The organism is Streptomyces sp. NPDC058691, from assembly GCF_042714775.1.
Taxonomy (GTDB): Bacteria; Actinomycetota; Actinomycetes; order Streptomycetales; family Streptomycetaceae; genus Actinacidiphila.
Genome location: NZ_JBHXSO010000004.1, coordinates 135,459 through 160,116, shown reverse-complemented (window position 1 = coordinate 160,116; position 24,658 = coordinate 135,459). Strand labels below are relative to the sequence as shown.

General features: G+C 73.9%; 17 protein-coding genes. 8 read left to right on the top strand and 9 right to left on the bottom strand.

The genetic code is table 11. The features are described from left to right. Window positions 1-58 precede the first annotated feature (58 nt). Both ACFWVC_RS04825 and ACFWVC_RS04820 read right to left on the bottom strand, forming a co-directional pair. Entirely contained in the window at window positions 59-592 is a 534-nt protein-coding gene (locus ACFWVC_RS04825) for a DUF1990 family protein (RefSeq protein WP_384277344.1), read from the bottom strand. Between the two features lie 178 nt (window positions 593-770). Beyond that, the gene (locus ACFWVC_RS04820; RefSeq protein WP_384277341.1) at window positions 771-2,357 is read right to left on the bottom strand and encodes an alkaline phosphatase D family protein; all 1,587 of its coding nucleotides are present in this window, start codon (window positions 2,355-2,357) and stop codon (window positions 771-773) included. 306 nt (window positions 2,358-2,663) lie between these two features. Between ACFWVC_RS04820 and ACFWVC_RS04815 the strand changes: the two genes are divergently transcribed. The 3 genes from ACFWVC_RS04815 (at window position 2,664) to ACFWVC_RS04805 (ending at window position 9,456) form a co-directional block, all read left to right on the top strand. Further along, window positions 2,664-4,502 carry an HSP90 family protein gene (locus ACFWVC_RS04815; protein WP_384277337.1) on the top strand — a complete coding sequence of 613 codons (1,839 nt, stop codon included), beginning with the start codon at window positions 2,664-2,666 and terminating at the stop codon, window positions 4,500-4,502. Next, the gene (locus ACFWVC_RS04810; RefSeq protein WP_384277330.1) at window positions 4,499-7,447 is read left to right on the top strand and encodes a tetratricopeptide repeat protein; all 2,949 of its coding nucleotides are present in this window, start codon (window positions 4,499-4,501) and stop codon (window positions 7,445-7,447) included. Before ACFWVC_RS04815 ends, ACFWVC_RS04810 begins: the two co-directional genes overlap by 4 nt. A 152-nt stretch (window positions 7,448-7,599) precedes the next feature. Then, the gene (locus ACFWVC_RS04805) at window positions 7,600-9,456 is read left to right on the top strand and encodes a glycoside hydrolase family 15 protein (protein WP_384277325.1); all 1,857 of its coding nucleotides are present in this window, start codon (window positions 7,600-7,602) and stop codon (window positions 9,454-9,456) included. 51 nt (window positions 9,457-9,507) lie between these two features. Here ACFWVC_RS04805 and ACFWVC_RS04800 read toward each other — a convergent pair whose 3' ends face one another. Then, complete coding sequence (locus tag ACFWVC_RS04800) at window positions 9,508-10,722, bottom strand: MFS transporter (protein ID WP_384277318.1); 1,215 nt, start codon at window positions 10,720-10,722, stop codon at window positions 9,508-9,510. Between the two features lie 401 nt (window positions 10,723-11,123). Next, window positions 11,124-12,572, bottom strand: coding sequence for an NCS2 family permease (locus ACFWVC_RS04795; RefSeq protein WP_384277314.1), 1,449 nt, complete (start codon window positions 12,570-12,572; stop codon window positions 11,124-11,126). 262 nt (window positions 12,573-12,834) lie between these two features. Here ACFWVC_RS04795 and sigJ point away from each other — a divergent pair, with 262 nt between their 5' ends. Then, window positions 12,835-13,752, top strand: coding sequence for an RNA polymerase sigma factor SigJ (gene sigJ / locus ACFWVC_RS04790; RefSeq protein ID WP_384277308.1), 918 nt, complete (start codon window positions 12,835-12,837; stop codon window positions 13,750-13,752). An 80-nt stretch (window positions 13,753-13,832) separates the two neighbouring features. Then, window positions 13,833-15,644, top strand: coding sequence for a tetratricopeptide repeat protein (locus tag ACFWVC_RS04785; protein WP_384277302.1), 1,812 nt, complete (start codon window positions 13,833-13,835; stop codon window positions 15,642-15,644). 16 nt (window positions 15,645-15,660) lie between these two features. On the opposite strand, the gene ACFWVC_RS04780 is transcribed toward ACFWVC_RS04785, so the two are convergent. Next, entirely contained in the window at window positions 15,661-16,407 is a 747-nt protein-coding gene (locus tag ACFWVC_RS04780) for an SDR family oxidoreductase (protein ID WP_384277297.1), read from the bottom strand. Between the two features lie 283 nt (window positions 16,408-16,690). Here ACFWVC_RS04780 and ACFWVC_RS04775 point away from each other — a divergent pair, with 283 nt between their 5' ends. Continuing rightward, entirely contained in the window at window positions 16,691-17,455 is a 765-nt protein-coding gene (locus ACFWVC_RS04775) for a GntR family transcriptional regulator (protein WP_384277290.1), read from the top strand. A 22-nt stretch (window positions 17,456-17,477) separates the two neighbouring features. Here the strand turns inward: ACFWVC_RS04775 and ACFWVC_RS04770 are convergent, their stop codons facing one another. Next, entirely contained in the window at window positions 17,478-19,100 is a 1,623-nt protein-coding gene (locus tag ACFWVC_RS04770) for an alpha/beta hydrolase (protein WP_384277282.1), read from the bottom strand. Window positions 19,101-19,312: 212 nt separating this feature from the next. Beyond that, the gene (locus ACFWVC_RS04765) at window positions 19,313-20,470 is read right to left on the bottom strand and encodes an ROK family transcriptional regulator (protein WP_384277276.1); all 1,158 of its coding nucleotides are present in this window, start codon (window positions 20,468-20,470) and stop codon (window positions 19,313-19,315) included. A gap of 128 nt (window positions 20,471-20,598) precedes the next feature. Here ACFWVC_RS04765 and ACFWVC_RS04760 point away from each other — a divergent pair, with 128 nt between their 5' ends. Then, the gene (locus tag ACFWVC_RS04760) at window positions 20,599-20,997 is read left to right on the top strand and encodes a hypothetical protein (protein WP_384277271.1); all 399 of its coding nucleotides are present in this window, start codon (window positions 20,599-20,601) and stop codon (window positions 20,995-20,997) included. A gap of 214 nt (window positions 20,998-21,211) precedes the next feature. Continuing rightward, window positions 21,212-22,570, top strand: a complete 1,359-nt coding sequence (locus ACFWVC_RS04755) for a glycoside hydrolase domain-containing protein (protein WP_384277267.1) — start codon at window positions 21,212-21,214, stop codon at window positions 22,568-22,570. 16 nt (window positions 22,571-22,586) lie between these two features. Here the strand turns inward: ACFWVC_RS04755 and mug are convergent, their stop codons facing one another. Next, window positions 22,587-23,075 carry a G/U mismatch-specific DNA glycosylase gene (mug, locus tag ACFWVC_RS04750; protein ID WP_384277263.1) on the bottom strand — a complete coding sequence of 163 codons (489 nt, stop codon included), beginning with the start codon at window positions 23,073-23,075 and terminating at the stop codon, window positions 22,587-22,589. A gap of 59 nt (window positions 23,076-23,134) precedes the next feature. Next, a complete protein-coding gene (purB, locus tag ACFWVC_RS04745; protein ID WP_384277257.1) occupies window positions 23,135-24,577 on the bottom strand; it encodes an adenylosuccinate lyase in 1,443 nt (480 codons plus the stop codon). Between the last annotated feature and the right edge of the window lie 81 nt (window positions 24,578-24,658).

Here is a 24,658-nt window from a genome sequence, read left to right as displayed (position 1 = left end):
ACGTGTTGCGCGATCACGAACGCGCTGTGACCGACGGGTAAAGGGTGTCCCATGTCGGTTAACTCCCCTTTTCAATAGTTTCGTCCTGCGACAATCGGCGTAGGCATCGTCCGTACCGGCGAGCGACGACACGCTGAGTGACGCGTCCCAAAGGGCCCAGTAGACGCACGTACCACGCGGCGGGTCCACTGAAGGCCGTGACATCAAGCCACACGGAGCCGTCCGGCTCCCGGCTGACGACGAACGACTCCTCGCCGCGCTCCGGGTGCCCGGGGAGCGTCCCGTACGCGAAACCGGCCCGTTCCGGGCCGAGTTCGGCCCACACCACCTCGCACGGCGCGCTCAAGGGGCCGATCCGCAGCGGCACGCGTACCCCCGGGGCGGCGTCCGGGGTGTCCGCGGGCACCTGCAGCCCCGTCGCGCGGTGCATGCGCCAGCCGAGCAGGGCGCGCACGGCCGCCGTCTGGACGTCAGGGCCCTCGCCGAGCCGTACGCGTTCGTGCAGCCGGTGGAACCCGGGCGGCGGCGCCGCGCCGGGGTCCCGGGTGATGCCGGCGTGGTCGTAGGTCAGTCCGTCCGTCACGACTCGCATGTGTACCGCCCGGCGGGGACGTACGGCCCCAACGAGGCGCGAATTCGCCCTCTTGCCTGGGGGATTTGCGAATGCTAAGCCCAGGGGTGCAGGTCGGCCGCGGTCGCCGGTCCCGGCGGCGGGCGGGACGGCCGCCGCCGGGACGCTCCTCGCTGCCGGCCTGCTCCTGCCCGGCCCGCTACTGCCCGACCAGGCCCGGCCGGAGCACCTTGGTGAACAGCACGCTGCCGTCCTGCTCCCGCAGACGGACCGTCAGGTCCCCGGAGTGGCCGTCGATGTCGACCTCGCCGAAGAACTGGTAGCCCTCGGCCGGGGAGACGTTCGAGGCCGTAGGCGCCTTCACGAAGACCCGCTCCGGGCCGAAGGTGCCGTCCAGAGCGCTCGCCGGGAAGGCGCCCGCGTTGAGCGGGCCGGACACGAACTCCCAGAAGGGCTCGAAGTCGGAGAACGCGGCACGCGAGGGCTGGTAGTGCTGCGCCGAGGTGTGGTGGACGTCAGCGGTCAGCCACACCGTGCCCGTGATCCGGCGGTGCTTGACGAAGCGCAGCAGCTCGGCGATCTGCAGCTCGCGCCCCAGCGGCGCGCCCGGGTCGCCCTGCGCCACGGCCTCGATGTTCGGCAGCCCCTCGGTGGTGTCCGGGACGACCAGGCCGATCGGCATGTCGGCGGCGATGACCTTCCACACCGCGCGCGACCGCGACAGCTCGCGCTTGAGCCACTCCAGCTGCTCACGGCCGAGGATGCCCTGCGGGTCGTGGGCCTGATCGTCGGAGGAGTTGGCGTTGCGGTAGGTGCGCATGTCGAGCACGAAGACGTCCAGCAGCGGGCCGTGCCGCAGCACGCGGTTGACGCGGCCGTCGGAACCCGGGCGCAGCGTCGAGATGGGGAAGTACTCGCTGAAGGCGCGGCGGGCGCGGGTCGCGAGGACGTCCACGCTCTTCTCGGTGTAGCGGGGGTCGGAGGCCGCGATGACCTCGCCCGGGTACCAGTTGTTGCGCACCTCGTGGTCGTCCCACTGGATGACCGAGGGCACCTGGGCGTTGAACCGCCGCAGGTTCTCGTCCAGCAGGTTGTAGCGGAAGTTGCCGCGGAACTCGGCCAGGGTCTCGGCGACCTTGGACTTCTCCACCGTGGTGACGTTCCGGTAGGCGCGGCCGTCGGGGAGCGCCTGGGTCGCGGCGATCGGCCCGTCCGCGTAGATGTTGTCGCCGCTGCACAGGAAGAAGTCGGGGTCCAGCGCGCCCATCGCGTCGAAGATGCGGTAGCCGCCGATGTCGGGGTTGATGCCCCAGCCCTGTCCGGCCAGGTCGCCGGACCACACGAAGCGCACCCCGGCCCGCCGGCCCTGCGGCGTGGTCCGGAAGGTGCCGGTGACCGGCTCGCCGGTGCGGCGCGGGTCGTGCGGGTCGGCCAGCACCACCCGGTAGTGGATCTGCTCGCCCGGCGGCAGGCCGTGCAGCCGGGTCACGCCCGTGAAGTCGGTGTCCGGGCCGACCAGCGGGCCGGTCCAGCGGCGCGCGTGGCGGAACGACCCGGTCGCGGAGGTCTCCACGACCATGCGCGCCGGACGGTCCGAGCGCACCCACACCAGGCCGCCCGTCGCCGTCACGTCACCGCTCTGCACACCGGACGTCGCCGTCGGCCGCCCCGACAGGGCCAGCGCGGGAGCGGCCACCGCGGCCGGCACCAGAAGCGCCCCCGAGGCGGCGAGACCGCCCCGCAGCACCGCGCGCCGCCCGACGCCGCTCTCCGTTCCGTTTGCCATTGTGACCTCCAAAGTCCGCAACCGAGTGGGCCGTTGAGTGTCCGCCACCGTTCCTACTCGCGCCGTGTGCCATCGGCTCGAACGACCGGTGAACAACCGGCCGGCGCCTCGCCGCGGGCGGCGACCGGCGACGCCCCCCACTGCCCTCCCACCGGCCCCCCACCGGCCCCCTCAAGTCCCGCCGCGCACGCGGAATCCGCTGGTCGCCCCGGACCGCACAGACGTACGATGTCCGGCATTCGGCCGCCGCGATCACCGGATCGCCCTACCCGCGCCGCCCCCCGGGGCCTTGCCGGCGCAGACGCGATGACTGCAGACGAGACACCGCACACCTTCCAGGTCGACCTGCGCGGCCTGGTGGACCTCCTCTCCCACCACCTCTACTCCAGTCCCAAGGTGTACCTGCGGGAACTGCTCCAGAACGGCGTCGACGCGATCACCGCGCGGCGTGCCGAGCAGCCCGGGGCACCCGCGCGCGTCGAGCTGTTCGCCGACGGCGAGCGGCTGCGCGTGGAGGACACGGGCATCGGCCTGACCGAGGCCGATGTGCACAATCTGCTCGCCACCATCGGCCGCAGCTCCAAGCGCGACGGACTGGAGTCCGCCCGGGCCGAGTTCCTGGGCCAGTTCGGCATCGGCCTGCTCGCCTGCTTCGTGGTCGCCGAGCGGATCCGGGTCGTCAGCCGCGCCGCCTGCACGCCGGACGCGCCGCCCGTGGAGTGGACCGCCCGCGACGACGGCTCGTACACCGTCCGCACGCTGCCCGACGAGGCCCGCCCCGAGCCCGGCACCACCGTGCACCTCACCGCCCGTCCCGGCAGCGGCGAATGGCTCACCGAGGAGCGCGTGCTCGCGCTCGCCAAGGACTTCGGATCGCTGCTGCCCTACGACGTACGGGTCGGCGGCGCCCCCGTCACCGAACGGCCCCCGGTGTGGGAGGCCCCGCACCCCGGCCCCGCCGCGCGCCGGGTGGCGCTCGCCCGGCACTGCCACGAGCGGTTCGGCTTCAGCCCGCTGGACGTCATCGACCTCGACGTCCCGCTCGCCGGGGTGCGCGGTGTCGCCTTCGTGCTGCCCGCGGCCGTCAGCCCCGCCCAGCGCGCCGGGCACCGCGTGCACCTGAAGGGCATGCTGCTCACCGACCGGGCCGAGGACCTCCTGCCCGACTGGGCGTTCTTCGTCCGGTGCGTCATCGACACCGACAGCCTGCGGCCGACCGCCTCCCGCGAGAGCCTGTACGCCGACGAGACCCTGGCCGCCGTCCGCGAGGCGCTGGGCGAGCACATCCGCGCCTGGCTGACCGGCCTGGCCGCCGGGGACCCCGCGCGGCTCGCCCAGTTCCTGGCCGTGCACCACCTCGGCGTGAAGTCGCTGGCCCGGCACGACCCGGACATGCTGCGCACGATGCTGCCGTGGCTGCCGTTCGAGACCACCGACGGACAGCTGTCGCTGGAGGAGTTCGCCCGCCGCCACCCCGTCGTCCACTTCACCCGCACCGTCGAGGAGTTCCGCCAGGTCGCGCCGATCGCGGCGGCCCAGGGCATCGGCGTCGTCAACGGCGGCTACACCTACGACGCCGACCTGCTGGAACTGCTCCCCACCGTCCGGCCCGGCACCGCCGTCGCCGAACTCGACGCCGACACCGTCACGGCCCACCTCGACGCCGTCGACCCGGCCGAGGAACTGGCCCTGTCCGGCTTCCTGACCGCCGCCCGCGCCCGGCTCGACGCGCTCGGCTGCGATGTGAGCCTGCGCGCCTTCCACCCCGTCACCGTCCCCGCCCTGCACCTGGACGACCGGTCCGCCCGGCACGAACGCGCCCGCGCCGAGGAGGAGGAGCAGGCCGACGACCTGTGGGCCGGCATCCTCGGCGCCCTGCGCGGCGGCGCGCCCCGTGCCCGTCTCGTGCTCAACCACCTCAACCCGCTGGTCCGGCGCATCAGCGCCTTCGGCGACGCCGAACTCGCCGGCACCGCCGCCGAGGCGCTGTACGGGCAGGCGCTGCTGATGGCCCAGCGCCCGCTGCGGCCGGCCGACTCCGCGCTGCTCAACCGCGCCTTCCTCGGGCTGCTCCAATGGGCCGCCCAGGCCACGCACGACTCAGACCCCGACGCCGCCGACAGCGAACAGGAGGACGGCCGATGAGCACCCAGGACCCGGCGGTCACGGCCGTGCGCCGCTCCCTGGCCCAGAACCGCGACGAGCCCGAGGGCCGAGCCCGCAACGCGGGCGCCGAGCGCCTGGTCGCCGAGGCCGAGGCCACCGGCGACACCCCGCTGCTCCTCGACGCCCTCTTCAACCTCGCGAGCGCCTACGCGTACAGCAGCGAGAAGAACAAGTTCTTCGTGCCCTTCGCCCGGCTGCTGCGCATGTGGGACGAGCGGCCCGGCGACTTCGACGGCGCGAACACGAGCCAACTGCACTGGATCTTCAAGTGGGTCGCCAACGGGATGCTCGACCAGCCCGACGTCCCGCTGGCCTCCATCGAGAAGTGGCAGCGCGAGATGGAGCACCGGTACCGGCTCGCCGGGCACTCCGAACGCGCCGTGCGCCAGGGCGACTTCCGTATCGCGCGGCATCTGGGCGACACCGTGCGGGCGACGGCCGCCTTCGCCGCCTGGCTCGCCGCGGACCGCGACGCCATGGCCGACTGCCACGCCTGCGAGCTGCACAGTCAGGGCATCTGGCAGGTGGACCGCGGGCAGGACGCGGAGGCCCTGGCCACCTGGGGGCCCGTCCTCCAGGGCCAGTACACCTGCGCCCACGAACCGCACAACGTACTGGCCTCGTCCCTGCTGCCCATGGTCCGGCTCGGCCGGCTCGACGAGGCGCGCGCCCACCATCTGCGCGGCTACCGCATGGCACGGTCCATGGAGAGCATGCGCGGCGCGGTCAGCGGTCACGTCGAGTTCTGCGCGCTGACCGGCAACGAGGCCCGTGGCCTGGAGATCCTCGCCGAGCACCCCGCGTACTTCACCGACATCGGCGACCCCGACACGCACATGGAGTTCCTGGCGGCCACCGCGCTCCTGATGCGCCGCCTCGTGGACCTCGGCCACGCGGACCGTCCCGTCCCGGGCCCGGCCGGCACCTCCTGGACCGCCGGCGAACTGCTCGCCCACGCCGAGCGCGAGGCCGGTGCGATCGCCGCGCGCTTCGACGCCCGCAACGGCACCGACGCCGTGAGCCGCCGGCTGCGCGAGCGTCTCGACGGGCGCCCGCTCGTGGACCGGCTCCCGCTGGGCGTACGGGCGCAGCGCCTGACGACGCCCGGCCGGCCGCTGACCGCCGCGGCTCCCGAGTCGCCGGCGGCCGTCCCCGGCGACGTGCCCGCGCTGCTCGCCGAGGCGCGACGGCTCACCCGGACCCAGCACCCGGGGGCGGGCGCCGCGTGGGCGGCCCTGTCCCGCGCCGCCGAGCGCACCGGGACGGAACTCGACACCCGCACCCGCGCGGAGATCGCCGACCACGCCGGTATCGACGCCTTCGAGGACCCCGCCGCGGCCGTGCCGCTCTTCGGTACCGCGGCCGCGCTCTTCGAGTCCGCCGGTGATCCCGGCGAGGCCGCCGCCTGCCGTGCCCGGGCCGCCTGCGCCGCCGCGCTCGCGGACCCGGGCGACGAGACGCTGGCGGCCTTCGACGCCGCCTGCGACGCCTTGCGCGCGCTGCACGCCGCCGGGCGGGCGACCCCGCGCCAGCTCAGCGGGGCGCTGCTGGCCCGCGTCCGGCTGCGGGACCCCGGCCCGGACGGGGGGACGGAGGAGGAGGTGGCCCGGATCGTCGCGTTCGCCGAGGAGCACGGCGACGCGGAGCGCATGGCCTCCCGGCTCGCGGACGCCGTCTTCCTGCAGGCCCGGCTGACCGCCTCGCGCGGCGACGCGGAGAGTGCCGCGGCGCTGTTCGCCCGGGCCGCGCGCATCCGGCACGAGGCCGGACTGCCCTGGTACGCGGCCGAGGCGGAGGCGATGCTCGCCGACCTCTCCCTGCACTGCGACGACCACGCCACCGCCGAATCGGCGGCCCGCGCCGCGCTCGACCACGGCGAGTCCTTTTTCGAACCCGTGCAGCGCGCCCATCTGCACACCGTCCTCGCCGCGGCGCTCGCCGCCGGCGAACGGGACGCCGAGGCCGCCGAGCACGCCCTGGAGGGCGCCCACTGGGCGGACGAGGCCGGGCAGGCCGAGGGCCTGGGCGCCTGGGCACGGCTCGTGCTGGGCGGCGCGCAACTGCGCCAGGGCCGGGCCGCCGAGGCGGCCACCGTCCTGGAGACCGCGCTGCCCGACCTGGAGGCCCTGCACCACGAGGGCCGCGTCGTCCAGGCCCGCTGGTGGCTCGGGGAGTGCCTGCAGGACCTGGGCGAGCCGCGGGCGGCCGCGGAGCAGTTCCTGCTCGCCGCGGAGATCGCCAAGGGCTGGGAGGAGCAGCGGGACCACGCCGTCCTCGCCCATCTCGCCGCGGACTGCCTGGAACGGGCCGGCCTGACCGGCGAGGCGGTGCGCGCCTACGCCCGGGCCGAGGAGCTGTGGCGCGGCCTGGAGCGCCCCGCGCAGGTGGTCAGGACACTGCGGGCCCGTGCCTGGATCACCCTGCGCGACGGGCAGGGCGGCGTCGCCGAGGGGCGTCGCCTGATGGCGCTGGCCGCCGCCGAGGGCGAGGCGGCGCTGGCGGCCGCCACGGCGGCCGGCGACCAGGGCGAGGCACGCCATCTGCGCACGGAGCTGGCCGGCACGTACCGGCAGAGCGGTGAGCTGGTCGTGCGTGCCTGCGCCCACGAGCCGGGAGACGAGGACGAGGACGACGACGGCTCGGCCCGCGCCGCGTACGAGGAGGGCGTGGCCTTCGCCGACCGCGCCGCGGCGACCTTCGGGCCGGGCGACGACCGCAGCGCCGTCCAGCTCATGGCGGCCTGGCTGGAGGTCGATCTGGGCCTGCCCGAGCGGGCGGTGGCCCGCGCCGGGGAGGTGCTGGCCGCGTACGAGGGGCAGGAGGGCGCCGTCGCCGAACGCCGGGTCGCCGAGGCACGCGCGGTCGTCGAGTACGCGGAGCCCGACGAGGCGGCCGGTCCCGCGGGCGCCCCGGAGCCGGCGTAGGGCCTGGGGCACGCGGAGGACCTGGCGCACGCGGAAAACCCGGCGCACACGGAGGCCGGGGAGCACAGCGAGAGCGGAGACGTCCAGGGGGACTAGTCTGAATGGTGGCTTTTGTCGCTTAATCCGGTTCGCCGGCGACCGAGGAGGCCACCGTGACAGCAGAAGCCCTCGCGTCCCCGTCCGCAGCCGCGGGCGGCGACCGGTACCTGCCGATCGCCGCCCACGGACTCATCGGCGACCTGCGCAGCGCCGCCCTGGTCGGCACCAACGGCACGATCGACTGGTACTGCTGCGGCCGGTTCGACGCGCCCAGCATCTTCGCCTCGATCCTGGACGCCGACCGCGGCGGCAGCTTCGAGCTGGCCGCCGACGTGCCCGCGATGACCAAGCAGTTCTACTTCCCGGACACCAACGTCCTCATCACCCGCTTCTTCGCCGAGGAGGGCATGGGCGAGGTCCAGGACTTCATGCCGGTCATCGACGACTCCGACGACGAGGGCCGCCACCGGCTGATCCGCCGGGTGGTCTGCGTCCGCGGGATGCTGCCGTTCCGGGTGCGCGTCGCCCCGCGCTTCGTCTACGGCACGGTGCCGCACACCACGCACATCCACGGCGTGCAGGCGATCTTCGAATCCGCCGTCCAGACGCTCTCGCTGACCTCGGGAGTGCAGATGGAGACCGACGGCACCGACGTGTGGGCGCAGTTCAAGCTCGCCGAGGGCGAGACCGCGGTCTTCGCACTGGACCAGATCGCCGAGGGCGTCGAACTGCGCGGCTGCCCGCTGACCGAGGCCGAGGACCAGTTCGAGGCCACCGTCCGCTACTGGCGGCGCTGGCTCGCCAAGTCCCGCTACCGGGGCCGCTGGCGGGAGATGGTCCACCGCTCGGCGCTGACGCTCAAGCTGCTCACGTACGCGCCCACCGGGGCCATCGTGGCCGCGCCCACCACCAGCCTGCCCGAGCGCATCGGCGGCGAGCGCAACTGGGACTACCGCTACGTGTGGATCCGCGACGCCGCCTTCTGCGTCTACGCCCTGCTGCGGCTGGGGTTCACCGACGAGGCCGAGGCCTTCATGGGCTTCCTGTCCGAGCGGGTGGCCCTCGGTCCCTGCGACGGCACGGCCGGGCCGTGCGACGGCCCGCTGCAGATCATGTACGGCATCGACGGCCGCACCGAACTGCCCGAGCACGAGCTCCCGCACCTGGAGGGCTACCGGGGCTCGGCGCCGGTCCGGATCGGCAACAGCGCGGTCGGCCAGCTCCAGCTGGACATCTACGGAGAGCTGATCGACTCGCTCTACCTCTACGACAAGTGGGGCGCGCCGATCTCCAGCGCCCACTGGGACACCGTCTGCGGCATCGTCGACTGGGTCGTGAAGAACTGGGACCAGCCCGACGAGGGCATCTGGGAGACTCGCGGCGGCCGCAAGAACTTCCTCTACTCGCGCGTGATGTGCTGGGTGGCGATCGAGCGGGCCATCCGCATCGCCAACCACCGCGGGCTGCCCGCCAACCACGTCCGCTGGTGCGGGGCCCGGGACGCGATCTACCGGCGGATCATGAGCGAGGGCTGGTCCGAGAAGCGCGGCGCCTTCACCCAGAGCGAGGGCGAGGACGTGCTCGACGCGTCCGTGCTGATGATGCCGCTCGCGAAGTTCATCTCGCCGACCGACCCCAAGTGGCTGTCCACCCTCGACGCGCTCGGCAAGGACCTCGTGTCGGACTCCCTGGTCTACCGGTACGACCCCATGGCGAGCCCGGACGGACTGCGCGGCGAGGAGGGCACGTTCTCCATCTGCTCGTTCTGGTACGTGGAGGCCCTCACCCGCGCCGGCCGCGCCGACGACGCGCGCCTGGCCTTCGAGAAGATGCTCACGTACGCCAACCACGTGGGCCTGTACGCCGAGGAGATCGACCGCACGGGCGAGCAGCGCGGCAACTTCCCGCAGGCCTTCACCCACCTCGCCCTGATCAGCGCGGCCTTCAACCTCGACAAGGCGCTGGGCTGACCGGGCCGCGGCGCCCGGAGCCGACGGTGCCGAGCCGGTCGGCGCTGCCCGTCAGGCGGCCCGGCCGAGTTCGGAACGGGCCGCGACCGCCGCGCTCCTGCGGCGGCGAACGGCCACCGCGACGCGCCCGCGGCCACCCGCGGCGGAGCCGAGGGCGACGGCGGTGAGCGGCACGGCCGTGACCAGGAGCAGGCCGGCCAGCACGCCGCCCATGGCCGGGAATCCGAGCCGCGCGCCGAGCAGGGCACCGGTGAGCGGGCCGCAGGCCACCCCGAGGGACGAGGCGGATCCGGCGTACACAGCCCACCGGCCGCGGCCGTCCAGCGCGGCGGCCAGGCCGATCGCGTACGAGAGCACGACCGGGTAGAACGTGTTCCACAGCACCTCGCCCGAGGCGAAGGCCGTCGCGTCGCGCGCCGAGGAACTGACCGCCACACACGCGGCGATCAGTGCCGTCCCCGCGCCGACCGGCAGCGCGCGACCGAGCCGCGGGCCGAGCGCGCCCGCCGCGGTGACCCCGAGGAGGCCGCCGCCGAGCGCCACCGCGAAGACCGCCCCGAGCGCCGCCTCCGACAGCCCGACCCGGTCCAGCCCGATGCGCCCGCTCACGCCCCACAGCGCGTTCTGCGCCAGCGACCAGCACAGCATCGACGCCGCCAGCACCATGCCGGATCGCCGGTGCGGCAGCGGTCCGCAGGTCCCGGACCGCGACGGTACGACGGGCGCGGCCGGCAGCCACCGGGTGAGCGGGAGGACGAGCAGGGCCGCCCCCGCGATGGCCGCGAACGGCAGGGCGTGGCCGCCGCCGAGCGCGGGCAGCACGAGGTAGAGCGCCCCGGCCACCGCGGACGTGGTCAGCAGGCCGAGCACGGTCACCCGGTGCGGTTCCCGCTGCCCGGCGATGCCCACGGCGGCCACGGCCGTCGCCGTGCCGGAGCCGAAGCCTCCGGCGACGCAGCCGGCCACCACCAGGGCGACGTGATGCGTGGCCGCGGCCGTCGTGAAACCGCCGGCGACGAGCAGCAGGCCGCGCCTCGCCAGCCGTGCCCGGCCGATCCGGTCGACCCTCGACGCCAGCACGAACCCGGCGCAGGCGGAGGCCAGCAGCAGGGCGCTGCCGACGGCCCCGGCCCGCGAACCGCTCAGGGCGAGCCCGGTGGAGAGCCGGCCCACGACGGTCGGCATCAGGTACGGGGCGAGGTAACCGGCGCAGAAGAGGCCGACGAGCGGCAGCAGGGCGCGCGAGGGCGCGGTCCGCGAAGACATGGGCGTTCCTGATGGACGGCCGAGGACTCGGCGAGCAAGCGTGGGGGAGGGGCGACCGTCGACGGACAGGAACGCGCAACCATGTGTATCAAGCATCTAGGCGCGCCGTTAAGGGGGCGTATGCAACTCAAACCTGTCGTTGCCGAATTGAGATCAAACGCTCGCGTGAACCGCACGCACGCAAACCGCCCGCGGCGGGGTGCGGCACCTCACACCGCACCCCGGGTCTCGGCGGGAACTACGGCGGTCCGCCCGTAGTTCGAACAGATACGGGCCGTCGCGCAAAGCGCCGGCCCGGCCAGCGGCCCCGACCGGGGGCCCCCGTCCCGGTCGGGGTCAACACCCGCCGCGACCGCCGCGCGGCCCTGCCGCGCGACGGCCGCCCCGCGGTCGCCGGACGATCACTTCACGCCGAGCAGCTGCTCCAGCGGATCGATCGCGAAGTAGACCGCGAAGAGCGCCGAGACCGCCCACAGCAGCCAGTGCACCTGCTTCGCCTTGCCCAGCACGGTCTTCAGCACGACGTAGGCGATGAAGCCGGCGCCGATGCCATTGGTGATCGAGTACGTGAAGGGCATCACGGCGATCGTGAGGAACGCGGGGAGGGCGATCTCGAAGTCGTCCCAGCCGATGTTCTTGACCTGCGTCATCATCAGGAAGCCGACCGCGACCAGCGCGGGCGCGGCCGCCTGGAGCGGCACGATGGTCAGCAGCGGGCTGAGGAAGAGGGCCACCGCGAACAGTCCGCCGGTGACGAGGTTGGCGAAGCCCGTGCGCGCCCCCTCGCCGACACCGGCCGCCGACTCGATGTAGGCGGTGTTGGAGGAGGCGGAGGCCGCGCCGCCGGCGACCGCCGCGGCGCCGTCGATCAGCAGCACCCGGCCCAGGTTCGGGACCCTGCCCTCCTCGTCCAGCAGCCCCGCCTCGGCGGTGATGCCGACGACCGTGCCCATGGTGTCGAAGAAGTCGGACAGGATGAGGGTGAAGACCAGCAGCACGACGGTGATCGCGCTGATCTCGCCGAAGGCCCCGAAGAGACTGAAGTGGCCGAGCAGCCCGAAGTCCGGCGCCGAGAACACGTCGTCCGGCACCTTGGGCGTGGTCAGGCCCCAGCTCTTGATGTCCGCCACCGCGTCGATGACGATCGCGATCACGGTCATCGTCACGATGCTGATGAGGATGGCGCCCTTCACCTTCCGCGCCAGCAGTGCGACCGTCAGCAGCACGCCGAGGCAGAAGACCAGCACCGGCCAGCCCGACAGCGCTCCGGTGCCGCCCAGTTGCACCGGGACCGTGGTGTTGGCGGCGTCCGGGATGCGGCTGACGAAACCGGCGTCGACGAAGCCGATGAAGGCGATGAACAGACCGATGCCGACGCTGATCGCCTGTTTCAGCGGCTGGGGTATCGCGTGCATCACCGCCTCGCGCAGTCCCGTGACCACCAGGACGCAGATCAGCAGACCCTCCAGGACCACCAGGCCCATGGCGTCGTCCCAGCTCATCAGGGGCGCGATCTGGAAGGCCACCACCGCGTTCAGACCGAGGCCGGCCGCGATGGCCAGCGGCAGATTGCCGCCGACGCCCATGATCACGGTCATCACCGCGGCCACCAGGGCGGTGGCGGTGACCAGCTGACCTGTGGACAGGGCGTGGCCGAACTTGTCCTTCGCGCTGCCCAGGATGATCGGGTTGAGGACGAGGATGTATGCCATCGTGAAGAAGGTGGCGAAGCCGCCGCGGATCTCCCTGCCGAAGGTCGACCCGCGCTCCCCGATGCGGAAATAGCGGTCAAGAGGGTTGCTCGGTGCGGGCGGTGAGCCCTTCGCCACGTCGGTGGCCTGCGCGGACATGGTGCCTCCTCGGAGTGTGGCAATCGGTCGGGCCTGCTGATGGTTGGGGGGATTGTGTACGCCGGGAGGACGGTTCGGGTTTTGGAATTGTTTCCTTGCGCTAACGAATGTGTACCGCTCAACGAGCTGCTCGCGGTGGGAGGTTGACCTCGTGTACCCGGTGTCCGGATCGTGCGGTACCGCCGCGCGGTCACGGGTGCGGGCCGGGCCCGGAGGACACCCGCGGTGTCGCTCTCGAACACGGCCCGGGACAATGGGGAGGGTGGGAGACGACACCGCCGCGGCAGCGGTCTTCGAGGAGCACCGGCCGGTCCTGACCGGCGTGGCCTACCGCATGCTCGGCCGCTTCGCCGACGCCGAGGACGTCGTGCAGGACGCCTGGCTGCGCTGGGCCGGCGCCGATCGGGACGCGGTGCGCGACCCACGCGGCTTCCTGGTGACCGTCACCACCCGGCTCGCCATCGACCGCTTGCGGCAACTGGGGTCACGGCGCGAGGCGTACGTCGGGCCGTGGCTGCCCGAGCCCGTCGCCACCGACTTCGCGCACACCGTGCCCGACACCGCCGAACGCGTCGTCCTCGCGGAGTCCGTCTCCCTCGCCGTCCTCGTCCTGCTGGAGTCGCTGTCGCCCCTGGAGCGCGCCGTCTTCGTCCTGCGTGAGGCGTTCGACTACCCGTACGCCCGGATCGCCGCCGTCCTCGACCGCGCCGAGCCCGCCGTGCGGCAGCTGGCCGGACGCGCCCGGCGGCACGTCGAGGAGAAGCGCGCCCGCTACGACGCCGACCCGGCCGAGACCGCCAGGATCACCGAGCGCTTCCTCGCCGCCGCCGTCGGCGGCGACATCGACGGACTGCTCGCCCTCCTCGCCCCCGACGTGCGCCTCATCGGCGACGGCGGCGGTGTGCAGAAGGCCCCGCGGCGCGTCATCGAGACCGCCGGGAAGGTCGCCCGGTTCCTCCACGCGATCGCGCCCACCCCGGTCCCCGACCCCGCCTTCACCCTCCGCGAGGTCAACGGCGTCCCGTCCCTCGTCCTCACCTCCCGGGGCCTGCCCCACACCGTCATCTCCCTCGAACTCACCGACGGCCTGGTCACGACCGTCTATGTGCTCACCAACCCCGGCAAGCTGACCGGCGTCGCATCCCCGGGCCCCGTCCTGAGCGAAAGCGACCGCCTCTGACCACCCCCGCGCGCCGGGAGGGGGAGAACGGCCGGTTAGGGTGCCGGAGTCGGCGCAGGGGCGAGGGTGGGGAGCTGGCGGTGGCAGATCGGTCCGGGGAGCGCGGGGACGCCGAGCGGCTGGAGGCCGAGGGGGAGGTGGCGACCGCCCGGATCGCGCTGGCGGACGGTGATCTGACGCACGCGGCACGCCACTTGGAGGACGCCCTCGCCCGGGACCCCGGGCTGCCGGAGACGCACGAGGCGCTGGCGGAGTTCGCCGCCCTCGCCGGGGGCGCCGAGAAGGCCCTGGACTGGTTCGAGCCGGCGGAGCGGGCGTACATCGGGACGGTCGCCGCGCGCGGCCACCTGTGCGCGGTCGCGGGCCGGTGGGACGAGGCCGTCGCCCTGCTCGCCCAGTGCGCGGGCCACGAGCCGGACCGGCCGTGGCTGGACGTCGCCTGGCTGCGCCGCCCCGGCATCGCGGAGCTCGTCGAGCCGGACACCGTCGCCCGCGCCGCGGCCGGCGTGGCCCCGCGGCTGCCGGACCCGGTCGACGAGGCGCACCGCGCGCCCCTGAGGCCGCTGCTCGACCTCGTCAGCGCGAGCGTCGGCCGCCATCCCGACCACACCATGCTGCTGTGGTGCGGCTCCACACTCGCCCGCCGCATGGGCCGCGCCGAGGACGCCGTCGCGTGGGCCGAGCGCTCGTACGCGCTGGAGCCCTGCCATCCCGCCGCGGTGATGCTGGGTTACGCGCTGCGCAGCGCGGGCCGCCCCGAGCGGGCACTGGAGGTGTGGCTGCGCGAGGTACGGCGCGACCCCTCCGACCTCGACCTGTACGTGGACATCGCCGAGCTGCTGCAGACGCTGGGCCGGCCGGCCGAAGGCCTGGAGTGGGCGGAGCGCGCCGTCGCGGCCGACCCCGCCCACCCCAAGGCCGGCCCGGCCACGCACGCCCTGCGTCACGCGCTCGACGGCGACACCCGCCATCTCGTCGCGCTCGCCGACCACCTGCGCGGCGCGCCGGACCACGAGTACGCCGGCGAACTGCTGGCCCGGCTCGGCCGCGGCCGCCCCTGGCTGAACTGGATACCCGGCGGCAGCGAGGCGATCGTCAGCCTGCTCCACCAGGCCCTGCGGCAGTCGGTCGCCGCCGACGCGGAACTCGGCCTGACCGTCTCCGCCCTGGAGCCCCCGAGCGCGCTGCTCGCCCTGCGCACGGCCTTCCCCCGCGCTTCCCTCGATGTCGAGGACGTCCCCGCGCCGGACCTGCGGGTGCCGCCCCGCCCGGTGGCCACACCGCTGTGGGCGTACGAGGACACCACCGCGCGCCCCGCCGTACCACCCCCCTCACCCGAGGCCGCCGAGGCGGTGCGCCGGGTGGCGTGGCACGGCTGGCAGCACCTGCCCGCCGCCTACGACGACGCGGTGGTGCTGTCCGGCCTCGACCCGCGGGACCTGCTGGGCGTCCTGGTCCACCCGCCCGCCCCGCGCGAGGACGAGCTCGGCCGGGCGCTCGCGGCCCAGGCACCCGACCTGTGGATCCGCGCCGCGCAGGTCTGGGCGTGCCTGGGGCTCGCCCACCACCGCACCGACGAGCCGTGGGCGGTGTCCCGGCGCCGCGCGCTCCTGGCGGACGTGCTGGGCAACGCCGAGGACTGGGTGTGCGAGGCGGCCGCGCTCGCGATCGTCGCCACCGCCTGGGTCGACCCCGCGGCCCGCGAGGACGCCGCGCAGTTGGTCTCCCGCCGTCTCCTGGACGCCCTGGAGGCCCGCAAAACCCGTGTGGTGACGCTCACTTGGTCGCTGTGCCACCTCGCCCTCGCCACCCCGGGCGTCATCCCCGAGGTCGCGGCGCTGGCGTCCGACGTGATCCGCGCCATCGAGGCCGAGACGGCGGCGGACGCCTAAGCCGTCCAGCCGGTCCTTACAGCCCGCCCGTGACGCGCAGCACCGCGCCGGTGGTGTACGACGCCTCGGGCGACATCAGCCACGCCACCGCGCCGGCCACCTCCTCCGGCTCCCCGGGCCGCCGCATGGGCACGCGGTCCGGGTTCCGCCACGGCCGCTCGGGGTCGCCCATGGCCGCGTGGATCCCGGTCACGATCATGCCGGGCTGCACCGAGTTGACCCGCACGCCGTCCGGGGCGAGCTCCTTGGCCAGGCCCACCGTGAGCGCGTCCACGGCGGCCTTGCTGGCCGCGTAGTGCACGTACTCCCCGGGGCTGCCCAGCGTCGCGGCGCCCGAGGAGATGTTGACGATGGCGCCGCCTCCGCCCCCGTACCGCGTGGACATCTCCCGCGCGGCCCGGCGCGCGCACAGGATCGCGCCCATCACGTTGACGTCGACGACCCGGCGGATCTCCTCCACCGGCGTCTCGGTGAAGCGGCCGAGCGGCCCGGTGACGCCCGCGTTGTTGACCAGCCCGGTGATGGCGCCCAGCCGCTCCCGCACGGTGTCGAACAGCCGCTCCACCTGGGCCTCGTCACTGGTGTCGGCCTGCACGGCGACGCACTCGGCGCCCGCCTCGCGCACCTTCCGGACGACCTCCTCGGCCGCCTCGCGCGCCCGCTCGTAGCCGATGCCCACGGCGTGCCCGTCCCGAGCCAGCCGCAGCGCCACGGCGGCGCCGATGCCGCGCCCGCCGCCGGTGACCAGCGTGACGCCCGCCATGAACCGCTCCCCCGCTCGTCGGGCCGTGTACCCGTGTGTCCGTGTACCCCGTGTCGATCACGAACGCTACCAGCGTGCGAACGGCCCGTGACGGGCGCGAACACCTTGTGAACGCTGCGCGGCGACCGCGGCCGGATCGCGACCGGGCGGCGAGCATTGGTCTTGACCAGGCCGCAGGGGCGGCCCTATCGTCCCCTAGTAGTGCAAGAACCTTTAATAAAGAGCCGTTCGGAAACAAGGCTGAACAAACCCCGGTGGGGTCAGGCCGATTGCGGAGGACAGGGTGGGGACCACGCAGCTCGAGAAGGTGCCGGAGCCCAAGTACTGGCACCTCAAGACCGTGCTCGTCGACGCCCTCGACTCGGAGTTCGCGGTGGGGGAGATCCTGCCGAACGAGCGCGACCTCGCCGCCCGCTTCGGCGTCGCCAGGGCCACCTTGCGCCAGGCGCTGGAGCAGCTGGAGCTGGAAGGCCGCCTGCAGCGCCGCCGTGGCGTCGGCACCACCGTCGCGCCGCCGCGCGTAGGTGTCTCCGTCGGCCCCTCGCACGGCACCTGGCCGGGCGCCGCGGGTGACGCGTGGCGCACCGTCGGCTGCGCCGAGGCCGCCGCGCCCGCCGCGGTCGCCACCGCGCTGGGCATCACGGCGGAGGAGCCGGTCCACACCGTCCGCCGGGTCCGCGCGATGGGCGGCCAGTCCGTCGCCACCGAGTTGCTGTACGTGCCGCGGGCCTCCGTCCCCGGCCTCGGCGACGACCTGACGCCCGCCGGACACGCCCCGGCCGTGCTGCGCGCACTGCACTCCCTGGAACTCGACGGCGACGACCGCGCGGTGGAGCTGGGCTCCGCCCGCGCCGAGGACGCCAAGCAGCTCGACCGGCTGCCCGGCGCCCCCGTCCTCGTCGTCACCACCCGGTACTTCTGCGGCGGCCGCGTCGCCGCCGTGGCGGTCGCCACCTACCGGGCCGACACCTGCCGGCTCACCTTCGGCGACAGCGGTGCCATGGAGATCACCCACCACGAGAGCGAGCGGCACGCGGCCGCCTCCTGAGGCACGGCCGCGGCCCGTCGGCTCAGTAGTAGCGGCCCGTGTTGGCGTCCTTCGCGCCCAGCGTGCCGGACGGCACGGGCACCGGGTGCCCCGCGCAGCGCACGTCCGCGTCGCCTGTGTCGCCCGACGTCAGGTAGCGGTCGACGCGTGAGACCAGGCACGGGTTCCAGATGCTGACCAGGCCGTGCGAACCGCGCCCCACCTCGGTGACCAGCCGCGAGCCCTGAAGCCTGCGGTGCAGCTCCAGTGCGCCTTCGTACGGCGTGGCGGCGTCCCGCTCGGACTGCACCAGGAGCACGGGCGGCAGTTCGGCGGCCCAGGCGCCGACGTCCACCGGCTCGCCGGCCTGTGCGGGCCAGGTGGCGCACGGCAGGTTCATCCAGGCGTTGGGCCAGGTCTCGAAGGGGTGCCGGAGCGCCAGCCGCGAGTTGTCCCGGTCCCAGACCCCCCAGTCCCGCGGCCAGGCGGCATCCGAGCACTGCACCGCCAGGTAGACCGCGTCGCCGTTCTCCGCGGCCTTCGCCCCGGACCGGTCCGGCGCCTCCGCGGCGACCAGGGGCTTGTCGTCGCCGTGCAGATAGCGCGACAGCTGGTGGGCGAAGGTCACCCAACGCTGGTCGTAGTAGGCCGCGTTCTCCGCGGCCGAGTGCAGCTCGCCGGGGCCGACCGAGCCTCCGGCGGGCTTCTTGGCCAGCTTCCGCATCGCGAGGTCGAACGACGCCTGCACCCGGGCGGCCGTGGAGCCGAGCTTGTACACGGAGTCGTAACGGGCGGCCCAGGCACGCCAGTCGGCCCAGCGGCCCTCGAAGGCGACGTCCTGGTTGAGGTTGGCGCCGTACCAGACACCCTGCGGGTCAGGGTTGACGACGCTGTCGAGCACCATCCGGCGCACATGGCGGGGGAAGAGCGTCGCGTACACCGCGCCCAGGTAGGTGCCGTAGGAGACGCCGTAGTAGTTCAGCCGGGTCTCGTGCAGGGCGGCGCGGATGACGTCGAGGTCGCGCGCCATGTCCGCGCTCGTCATGTGGTCGAGCATGGCCCCCGAGCGCTTTCGGCAGCCGTCCGCGGTGGTGCGGGCCTTGGTCCGCTCCCGGTTCTTGGTGGCCGGTGACGGGTGGCGCGGGTCGGGGGAGGGGGCGTGGATGTAGGTCTCGGGGCGCACACAGGAGATGGGCGCCGAGTGGCCGACCCCGCGCGGGTCGAAGCCGATCAGGTCGTACGTCTTGGCGGACGTCGTCCACAGCTTGCGGGTCACCGGGCCGGCGCTCTTCAGCCCGACGGCGGGGAACCACAGCCCCGGGGAGCCCGGGCCGCCCGGGTTGAAGACCAGCGCGCCCTGCCGCCCGGAGGCCGGGCCGGTGGCGCGCAGCCGGCTCACCAGCAGATTGATCCGCCGGCCGCCCGGATCGGCGTAGTCCACCGGCACCGCGACCTTGCCGCACTGCACCGGCGCGGTCAGGCCGCTGTCCTTGGGGCAGGTGCCGAAGGTGATTCCCGCGTCCGCGGCGGCGTCGGCGGCCAGGGCGACACCCGCCGTCCGCAACGGGTCGTCCACAGGACCGGGCACGTAGGCCGAGGCGGGTGCCGCGGCAAGCGCCCCCGCCGCCAGGACCACGGACACACCCAGGATCACAGCTCGCCGCACGCGGGACGCCCTTCCACCGGCCGCGCCACCGCGGCGCGGCGTCAACTGCCGATGACAGGGATCGTCGGCTGGTCGGACAAACCGGCAAAACAGGCAGGCCGATGCGTCATGATTTTTCCCCCGAATTGCCCTCGAATCGCCCCCGCATTGTCCTCGAGTCGGCTTCGAATCGGCTTCGAATCGGTCGGACAGCTCCGGCCCCCGGTCGTCGCTCAGCGATTGAGCCGGGAGGTGCGCGCCACCGCGAAAAGCTGCTCCTCGACGTGGTCCAGGGCCAGCCGCAGCGCGCCGGTCGCCACCGCCTCCTGCCCCAGTGCCGACAGCGCCACCTCGGGCGGCCGCAGGCAGTATCGGGCCAACTCGGCGCGCAGCGGCTCCAGCACGCCGTCCAGCCCAGCCGCCCAGCCGCCGATCACCACGAGTTCGGGGTCGATGGCCAGCACGAGCGCCGCCACGTCGTGCACCAGGCGGTGCAGGAAACGGTCGAAGGCCTCGCGGGCCTGCAGGTCGCCCGCCTTGGCCAGCGCGAAGACCTCGGCCACCGCGGGCTCGTCCAGCGGGTGCAGCGGCGTTCCGGTCGTCGACAGCAGGCGTTCCGGCGTCGCCTCGCGGCCGAGCAGGTGGAGGGCGCCGATCTCGCCGGCCGCCCCGCCGAAACCCCGGTGCAGCCGGCCGCCGATCAGCGAGCCGGCACCCGGGCTGAGCCCGGCCAGTACGAAGACGACGTCGTCCGTGCCGACGGCCGCGCCTTTCCAGTGCTCCGCCACCGCCGCCGCGTTCGCGTCGTTCTCCACCAGCACGGGGCAGCGGAAGGACCGGCGCAGGCGCTCGCCCAGCGGCAGGCCCGTCCACCCCGGAAGGGCCGTGCTCAGCCGCACCGCGCCGTCCGTCTCCACGATCCCCGGGCTGCCCACGCCGACCGCCCACAGCGTGCTGCGCGCCACTCCCGCCTTGCGCAGCAGTTCGGCGACCGCGCCGCGGACCCGCTCCAGCCGCTCCTCCGCGGGGGTCGCGTCGGCCACGTCGTGCGCCAGGGAACCCAGGACCCGGCCGCTGAGATCCGACAGCAGTGCCCGAACCTGGCGGGCCCCGATCTCGATGCCCAGCAGATGCCCCGCCTCGGCGTGGAACCGGAACCTGCGCGCGGGCCGCCCCTGTTTGCGTGCGTCCCCCGGCTCCTGCGGCGCCTCGACCACCAGGCCCGACTCCATCAGACCCTCGATGACGCCCTCGACCGTCGGCCGCGACAACCCGGTGCTGTGCACCAGTTCGGTCAGGCTCGGCCCGGGGGCGCCACGCAGCGCGTGCAGCACCACAGCGGAATTGATCCGCCGGAGCAGGGACGGATCCCCGCCGGTGAGCCGCCCCAACGTACGTCCTCCCAGCTTGTGCGCGTGTTGGCCGGATCGTACCCGTCCCGGCCGTCCGCGGCGAGTGGCCCGGCGGTGGCTTCCGTGACAGGACGTCAAGTGTCAGAGCCGGGGAGTTTACTGTTCCCATGGATCTCGTACGTCACCTCGCCGCCGTGGAGGCGCTGCGCGCCCGCCTCGACGCGGCGGGCGGCCCCGGATTCCACCTCGCGGACCTCGCCGCCTCGGACGGCTGCCACGACCCCGACGAGGGGCTGCTCCCGCAGTGGGAGGACGATGTCGGGGCGGCCTGCGAGTCCCTCGTGGGGGCCCTCACCACCCGTTACGGCATGCCGCCGTTGACGGTCGACCTCGGGCCCTACCTGGAGCGTTCCGCGCTGGGCGAGCCCGTCCCGGCGCCGCTCGCGGCCCTGAGCGGCCACGCCGACGAGGCCTTCACCTGGCGGGTCGGCGGGCACTGGATAGCGATAGCCGACGCCGCGCCCCATCTGCTCGTCGCCGTCGCCGGCACGGATCTCGTCCCTTAGCGCGGCTTCTTGCCCGCAGTGCTCGACGGCGGGGTGAGCCGACGATTACGCTGCGTGCAGGACAGTCTGACGCGAGATCATGCGCGACGGCACGCGTCCGGAGGGTCCCGGAGCCGATCCGGGGAGTCCGTCCGGCGAGCCGGTCGTCCCGGCGGGCGGACGGCCGGACGCCCACCGAGCCCGACGCCGCGTCGCGCCACCCAGGGGGACCACCATGCCGCACCCGCGCCGCTTCGTTCACCGCCCGCCCCACCGTGCCCTGCGACGTCTGTTCGCCGCGTCGTCGGCCGGCGTCCTCGCCGCCGTCACCGCTCTGGCGCTCGCCCCGGCCGCCGTCGCCGAACCCGCCACCAGCGCCGGCTATCCGGCCGGAGCCACCGCGACCCGCTACTCCGGACTCGCCTTCGACGCCTGCACCGCCCCGCCGCTGACGACCATCCAGGCGTGGAGCGCTTCTCCGTACCGCGCCCTCGGCGTGTACATCAGCGGCGTCAACCGCACCTGCGCGCAGCCGCAGCTGACGGCAGCGTGGGTCACCTCCGTGTCCCGGCTGAAGTGGCGTCTGCTGCCCATCCACAAGGGCCTTCAGCCGCCGTGCGGCGGACGTCCCACCGACGCGAAGATCAGCCGTACCGCCGCGACCGCCCGCGCCCAGGGGATCGCCGCGGCCGGGGACGCCATCGCCGCGGCCAAGGCGCTCGGCATGCGGCCCGGCAGCGCCTTCTACAACGACATCGAGAACTACACGCAGACCGACACCGGATGCCGCACCGCCGTGCTGAGCTATCTGTCCGCCTGGACCAAGGAGTTGCACCGCCTCGGCTACGTCTCCGGTGTCTACATGAACCTCAATCTCGGGGCGCAGCAGCTGTCCGACGTCTTCACCTCGGCCTCCTACGCCCGTCCCGACGCCCTGTGGATCGCGCGCTACGACGGTACCGACACCCTCAAGGGCTGGGCCGGCGTCGCGGACACCAAGTGGGCCGTCCACCAGCGGGCCAAGCAGTACCGCGGCAGCCACGACGAGACCTACGGCGGCGTCACCGTGAACATCGACAACGACCGCCTCGACGCCCCGGTCGCCACCGTCGCGCACGCCTACTCCGTGACCAGCCCCCGCGCGCTCAACGCCCGCTCCGGGCCGTCCGGCAGCCACCCCGTCGTGCGGACCCACCCCTCCGGCTCCACGCTCCAGGTCGTCTGCCAGACGCCCGGCGCGAAGGTCGGCGCCACCACGGTCTGGGACAAGCTCAGCGACGGCACCTACGTGACCGACCACTATGTGAGCACGCCCTCGTCCACCGGCTACAGCGCCCCCGTCCCGCGCTGCGCCTACCCCTACCAGGTCACCGCGAGCGGCGGCCTGACCGAACGCAGCGGCCCCGGCGCCTCGTTCGCCGTGCGGGGCAAGTCGCCGAACGGGGCGCTGGCCTGGGTGGTGTGCCAGAAGAGCGGTTCCACGGTCGGCACCACGAAGATCTGGGACCGGCTCGACAACGGCCACTACGTCTCGGACCACTACGTGGCCACCCCGAGCGGCACCACGTACAGCAAGCCGGTGCCGCGCTGCTGAGCCGCGCTGCTGAGACTCAGTCGCCCGCCGCGGCCCGCAGGCGCCCGAACTCCTCGACCATCGCCTCGGTCGTCCATCCGGCGTTGAGCCCGCTGGGATTGGGAAGCGCCCAGATCCGCGTGTCGCCGATCGTCCGCTCCTGCGAACCGATCACGGCACGCGGATCGGCGAACGCGACGCGGTAGGCGGTGACGCCCACCACGGCCAGCCAACGCGGCCGGTGAAGAAGCACCCGCTTGGTCAACAGCGCGCCGCCCTCGACCAGTTCGGCCCGGCTGAGCTCGTCCGCCCGGGCCGACGCCCGCGCCGCGACATTGGTGATCCCGAGCCCGTACGACAGCAACTCCGCCTGCTCGGACGGGTCCAGACGGCGCGGGGTGAACCCGGAGCCGTGCAGGACCGGCCAGAACCTGTTGCCCGGACGGGCGAAGTGGTGGCCGGTGGCGGCGGACATCAGCCCGGGGTTGATGCCGCAGAAGAGCACGCGCAGGCCGTCCGCGATCACATCCGGGACGGTGCGGTCGCGGGCGGCCTCCAGTTCGTCGTGCGTGGGCCTGTGCGTGGTCAGAGGATGGCCCCGGGCCGGTAGGAGGCCGCCAGCGGATGACGCTCCGTGACCTCCTGCACGCGGCGGACGACCTCGGCGACCTGCGCGGACGCGGCACCGGTGAAGGAGAGCCGGTCGGCCATCAGTGCGTCCAGCTGCGCGCGGTCCAGCGGGATGCGCTCGTCCTCGGCGAGCCGGTCCAGCAGCTCGTTGCGGTCGGCCCCCTTCTCGCGCATCGCCAGCGCGGACGCCACCGCGTGCTCCTTGATGACCTCGTGCGCGACCTCGCGGCCGACCCCGGCGCGGACGGAGGCCATCAGCACCTTCGTGGTCGCCAGGAACGGTAGGTAGCGGTCGAGCTCGCGGGCGATGACGGCCGGGAAGGCGCCGAACTCGTCCAGCACGGTCAGGAAGGTCTCCATCAGCCCGTCCAGCGCGAAGAACGCGTCCGGCACCGCCACTCGCCGCACCACCGAGCAGGAGACGTCCCCCTCGTTCCACTGGTCGCCGGCCAGCTCGCCGACCATCGAGGCGTAGCCCCGCAGGACGACGGCGAGGCCGTTGACGCGCTCGCAGGAGCGGGTGTTCATCTTGTGCGGCATGGCCGAGGAACCGACCTGCCCGGGCTGGAAGCCCTCGGTGACCAGCTCGTTGCCGGCCATCAGCCGGATCGTCTTGGCCAGCGACGAGGGCGCGGCGGCCAGCTGCACCAGCGCGGTGACGGCGTCGTAGTCCAGCGAGCGCGGATAGACCTGGCCCACCGAGGTGAACTCGTGCGAGAAGCCCAGGTGCTGCGCGACCCGCCGCTCCAGCTCCGCGAGCCGGGCCTCGCCCTCGGATCCGCCGCCCAGCAGGTCCAGCATGTCCTGCGCGGTGCCGACCGGGCCCTTGATGCCGCGCAGCGGGTACCGGCCGAGCAGGTCCTCGACGCGGGCGAAGGCGACCAGCAGCTCGTCGGCGGCGGTCGCGAAGCGCTTGCCGAGCGTGGTGGCCTGGGCGGCGACGTTGTGGGACCGCCCGGCCATGACCAGCTCGCCGTACTCCGCGGCCAGCCGGCCCAGGCGGGCGAGCACGGCCACCGAGCGGTCGCGCACGAGCTCCAGCGACAGCCGGATCTGCAGCTGCTCCACGTTCTCCGTGAGGTCGCGCGAGGTCATGCCCTTGTGGACCTGCTCGTGGCCCGCGAGCGCGTTGAACTCCTCGATACGGGCCTTCACGTCGTGCCGCGTGACCTTCTCGCGCTGCGCGATGGACGCGAGGTCCACCTGCTCCAGCACCCGCTCGTAGTCCGCGATCGCCTCGTCCGGCACCTCGATCCCGAGGTCCTTCTGCGCCCGCAGCACCGCCAGCCACAGACGGCGCTCCAGCACCACCTTCTGCTCGGGGGACCACAGGGTGGCGAGTTCCACGGAGGCGTAGCGGCCGGCCAGGACGTCGGGAATGCGGGGCTTGGAAGTCACGTAGCGAGATTCTACTGCGCGTCCGCGCAGGTCAGCGTCCCGTGTGGTCTATGCGCGTAGCGCGTGGCCCCGCCCCGGGGG

Coding starts and splice junctions, on each gene's coding strand:
- ACFWVC_RS04800 (WP_384277318.1), bottom strand. CDS start 10,722: ATGTCTTCGCGGACCGCGCCCTCGCGCGCCCTGCTGCCGCTCGTCGGC.
- ACFWVC_RS04755 (WP_384277267.1), top strand. CDS start 21,212: ATGCCGCACCCGCGCCGCTTCGTTCACCGCCCGCCCCACCGTGCCCTG.
- ACFWVC_RS04780 (WP_384277297.1), bottom strand. CDS start 16,407: ATGGCGGGCGTCACGCTGGTCACCGGCGGCGGGCGCGGCATCGGCGCC.
- ACFWVC_RS04815 (WP_384277337.1), top strand. CDS start 2,664: ATGACTGCAGACGAGACACCGCACACCTTCCAGGTCGACCTGCGCGGC.
- ACFWVC_RS04820 (WP_384277341.1), bottom strand. CDS start 2,357: ATGGCAAACGGAACGGAGAGCGGCGTCGGGCGGCGCGCGGTGCTGCGG.
- ACFWVC_RS04760 (WP_384277271.1), top strand. CDS start 20,599: ATGGATCTCGTACGTCACCTCGCCGCCGTGGAGGCGCTGCGCGCCCGC.
- ACFWVC_RS04825 (WP_384277344.1), bottom strand. CDS start 592: ATGCGAGTCGTGACGGACGGACTGACCTACGACCACGCCGGCATCACC.
- ACFWVC_RS04810 (WP_384277330.1), top strand. CDS start 4,499: ATGAGCACCCAGGACCCGGCGGTCACGGCCGTGCGCCGCTCCCTGGCC.
- ACFWVC_RS04795 (WP_384277314.1), bottom strand. CDS start 12,572: ATGTCCGCGCAGGCCACCGACGTGGCGAAGGGCTCACCGCCCGCACCG.